Source organism: Blautia sp. ZXY-1-C6, assembly GCF_056339875.1.
Genome location: NZ_JBWJVQ010000098.1, coordinates 1 through 4,401 on the forward strand (window position 1 = coordinate 1; position 4,401 = coordinate 4,401).

Annotated in this window: 4 protein-coding genes; 2 read left to right on the top strand and 2 right to left on the bottom strand. The window is 41.9% G+C overall.

The window, feature by feature from the left end; translation table 11 throughout:
- Both AC075J_RS03625 and AC075J_RS03630 read left to right on the top strand, forming a co-directional pair.
- The coding region (locus tag AC075J_RS03625) for an ATP-binding protein (RefSeq protein ID WP_476390015.1) at positions 1–891 on the top strand (891 nt) is incomplete at its 5' end.
- A 54-nt stretch (positions 892–945) separates the two neighbouring features.
- On the top strand, positions 946–1,197 hold the full coding sequence (locus tag AC075J_RS03630) for a hypothetical protein (protein WP_055201279.1): 252 nt from the start codon (positions 946–948) through the stop codon (positions 1,195–1,197).
- Positions 1,198–1,637: 440 nt separating this feature from the next.
- On the opposite strand, the gene AC075J_RS03635 is transcribed toward AC075J_RS03630, so the two are convergent.
- Both AC075J_RS03635 and gatB read right to left on the bottom strand, forming a co-directional pair.
- A complete protein-coding gene (locus tag AC075J_RS03635) occupies positions 1,638–2,852 on the bottom strand; it encodes an LL-diaminopimelate aminotransferase (RefSeq protein ID WP_022381182.1) in 1,215 nt (404 codons plus the stop codon).
- A gap of 421 nt (positions 2,853–3,273) precedes the next feature.
- Positions 3,274–4,401 (bottom strand): Asp-tRNA(Asn)/Glu-tRNA(Gln) amidotransferase subunit GatB (gatB, locus tag AC075J_RS03640; protein ID WP_476390016.1); only part of this gene is annotated, 1,128 nt, incomplete at its 5' end.

Genomic DNA, 4,401 nt, shown 5'->3' on the forward strand with positions numbered 1-4,401 from the left:
ATCAACAGCCTGTATTCTAAGGGAAAATACGACATCTATGTAACAGGCTCTAATGCTTTCCTGTTGAGTGCGGATCTGGCAACTCTGTTTACCGGACGCTATATTGAAATTCATATGTTTCCTTTCAGCTTCCAGGAATATTGCCAATATTATGATGATATCAGTGACAAAGATAAGCTCTTTGATGAGTACTCTATCAAGGGCGGTTTAGCAGGTTCCTATGCTTATAGAACCGAAAAAGACAGAACAAACTATATCAAAGAGGTCTACGAAACTATTGTTACAAGGGATTTGGTACAGAAATATAATCTCCCTGACACTTTGGTTTTACAACGTCTGAGCGAGTTCCTTATGGATAATATCAGCAACCTGACTTCTCCTAATAAGATCAGTCAGCTACTAACAGCAAATGAAACTCCAACCAATCATGTAACCGTCGGCAAATACATTAAGTATTTGTGCAATGCTTTTGTATTTTATGATATTAAGAGATACGACATCCGAGGTAAGAAATACCTTGAAAGCTCTGAAAAGTTCTATTTGTGTGACAGCGGTATTCGATATGCAATACTGGGGAGCAGAAATATGGATTATGGCAGAGTATATGAAAACATCGTATGCATCGAGCTTCTTCGCCGTGGATATGATGTTTATGTCGGCAAGCTTTATCAGAAGGAAATCGACTTTGTTGCTCAGAGAGGTAGCGAGAAGTTTTATATTCAGGTCAGCGACAACATTTCCGGGCAGGAAACATTTGAGAGAGAATGCTCTCCTCTGCTTCAGATTCGAGATGCTTATCCGAAAATGATTATTGCCAGAACCAAACATCCCCAATATAGCTATGAAGGAATCCAAATTCACGATATAGCCGATTGGTTACTACAAGAATAAATAAGGCGAAATATCTCCGTCATTCTCTTTTGAAATGATGGAGATATTTTTAGTATGACGGAGATTGTAGATGAATCCAGACGAAGCATCCTGCGAAAAGAGTTTTATATGGATGGACTGAACTGTGATCCGGTGTCTTTTGACAAGGAATGCGAACTGACAAATGCTCATTTTTACAAAAATGAGAAACGTGAAGATATCAAAAGTCACCACTACATTATCAGCTACGTTCCAGCTGATGTTAAGACAGAAAAATCATCTCACTCAGAAAGAACTCGGCATGGCTTCGAAAACGAAAACAAATAATATTTGGTGGCTACACCCCCAAGCCCCTGTGGAATCAATAACGCTGGTACTGGATATCAGGTAGTGTAAAATAGTTTGTGTTTTTGGTAAAAAATAACTCCTTTTTGGTAAGAATTCAGATATGACAATTCTTATCGAAAAGGAGTATTTTTTATGGCAGTTGCAAAGGAACAAATTCGACAGATTATCTCAGAAAACAACATTAATACTTAAATAGTAATCAAATTCCATATATATTTTTATAAAATAGAAACGACAGGTCCGAAACCCTTGATTTTCAAGGATTTTCGTCCTGCCGTTTTTCATTTTCATAGTCAGGCGGATAAAATCATTCGCTTTGCTATGCAGCTCTACACCGAATAACTGCTCCGCAGGGAACTTACTTGATTCGGTTAAATTTTGCGAAATTATAATCCCACTCGTTCCTATCAGGAAGCTGCTTACAGATTCTTAATTCGTTCAATTGCTTCCAGTGTATTCTCATGTGTTCCAAACGCAGTGAGACGGAAGAATCCCTCACCGTGTGCACCGAATCCTGAGCCCGGAGTTCCTACGATGTTGGCTTTTTCAAGGAGATAGTCAAAGAACTCCCAGGAAGTCATCTTATCAGGTGTTTTCAGCCAGATATATGGAGCGTTTACGCCACCGGATACGGAATAGCCTGCTGATGCCAGACCTTCGTAGATGGCTTTGGCGTTGCTCATGTAGTAACCTACCTGTTCTTTCAGCTGTGCTTTTCCTTCAGGAGAGTATACAGCCTCTCCTGCACGCTGTACGATATATGGCGCACCATTAAATTTTGTGCCATGACGTCTTGCCCAGAGACTGTGGAGATCTACACCGTCACGAACCAGATCCTTTGGTACAACTGTAAAGCCGAGACGGACACCTGTGAAACCTGCATTTTTGGAGAAGCTGCGCAGTTCGATGGCGCAGGTTCTTGCTCCTTCGCACTCATAGATGCTGTGCGGTACATTTTCTTCGGAGATGTATGCTTCGTATGCTGCATCATAGATAATTACAGAACCGTTTTTATTTGCATAGTCTACCCATTCCTGAAGCTGCGGTTTGGTGATGGCACCACCGGTTGGGTTATTCGGGAAGCAAAGGTAGATAAGATCCGGTACTTCTTCCGGGAATTCCGGAAGGAAGCCGTTGGCTTCTGTACATGGCATATAGATTACGTTATCAAAGTTGCCACGTTCTTTGTTGTATTCTCCTGTACGACCTGCCATTACGTTTGTATCTACATATACAGGATATACAGGGTCGCACACTGCAATCTTGTTATCCAGTCCGAATATTTCCTGAATATTTCCGGAATCGCTCTTTGCACCGTCAGAGACAAAGATTTCATCTGCTTCAATGTCACAGCCTCTGTCTTTGTAGTCGTTCTTTGCAATAGCAGATCTTAAGAATTCATAACCAAGATCTGGTGCATAACCATGAAATGTAGCTGCATCACCCATTTCATCTACAGATTTATGAAGTGCCTCAATGATCGCCGGAGCCAGAGGCTGGGTTACATCACCGATTCCCAGTGAGATCACGTTTGCCTGTGGGTTGGCTTCTTTATATGCTTTTACTTTTTTTCCAATTGTGGAAAACAGATAGCTTCCCGGTAATTTCAGATAGTTGTGGTTTACTGTTACCATGTTTGATTTCCTCCCTGGCATGTTTCGCAGTTTTTATATACCTGTCTACAGCAGGCTGCTGCTTTGCCTTTCCATTTCTATTTGTGTCTTTTCTTCAAATATGTTTTATTCGAATCTTATTATACTTAATTATTTAATAATGTAAAGTCTCAAAGTGTTTTCTGAGCATAATTTTTAATATTAACATTACTGTTCACTGGTAATATCCCGCGAGGTGTTTTTTGTGAGCGAAGGTCACAGAAAACCCGAGACATACTGTGCGAATTTATGCGATTAGCATAAATTAAGTTTGCGAAGCAAACGATACTCCTTGTGCTTTGTACAAGGAGGTTCATATTTTTTGCATCGCGAAGCGTGTTGCTGTGAACAGAGTGAACAGTAACATTTTTTACCCCGGGCATAATGTCCGGGGTGATTTATTTTATTTGCGCTTCTCTACTTCTTTCATTAGTGTCTCGCGGACGCTTGCAGGATTTGCCTTGCCTTTCATCTCTTTCATGATCTGACCTACAAAGAAGCCCATGACTTTATCTTTACCTCCCAGAAGTTCTGAAAGTGGTCCTGGGTTAGCATCCAGGATCCTGTTGATGGTTTCTTCCAGAAGTCCTGTGTCTTCTACAATCTTCAGACCATGTTCCTCAATGTAGGCTACAGGATCAATGTCTTCCTCAAAGACTTTCTCAAAGACTTTTTTGGCATTCTGAGGGCTGACTTCGGATTTTTCTACCATTACCAGAAGATCTGCAAGATGCTTCGGTGAGAAAGATACCTGTTCCGGATCCATAGCTTTATCTTTCGTCAGACGGAGTACCTCACCCATAAACCAGTTTGCTGTCTTCTTTGCATTTCCGTAGATTGCTGCTGTTTCTTCAAAAAGGCCTGCAAGATGGCGGGATTCTGTAAGGATTCCCGCATCGTATGCCGGAAGTCCGTACTCTTCCTGATAACGGGCCTGTTTCACTTCGCGAAGCTCCGGCTGTTCTGCTTTGATCTTTTCAATCCATGCATCAGAGATATGGATTGGAGGCAGATCTGGATCAGGGAAATATCTGTAGTCTTTGGCATCTTCCTTGGAACGCATGGCGTAAGAATATTCTTTGTTGTCATCCCAGCGGCGTGTCTCCTGTGTAACTGCCTTGCCTTCTTCGATCAGTTCGATCTGACGTTCTCTTTCGCCTTCGATTGCTCTGGCAATGGCTTTGAAAGAGTTCAGGTTCTTCATCTCTGTTCTGGTACCGAATTCTTCTGCTCCCACTTCACGGACAGAAAGGTTAACGTCTGCACGCATGGAGCCTTCCTGAAGCTTACAGTCTGATACACCCAGATACTGCATCATACAACGGAGTTTTTCAAGATAGGCGATTACTTCCTCAGAGCTTCTCATATCCGGCTCGGATACGATCTCGATCAACGGGACACCGCTTCGGTTATAGTCTACCAGGGAGCAGTCTTCCCATTCATCATGAATCAGTTTACCTGCATCCTCTTCCATATGCATTTCATGGATGCGGATTTTCTTTTTGCCTGCAGAGGTTTCAATCTCTACCCA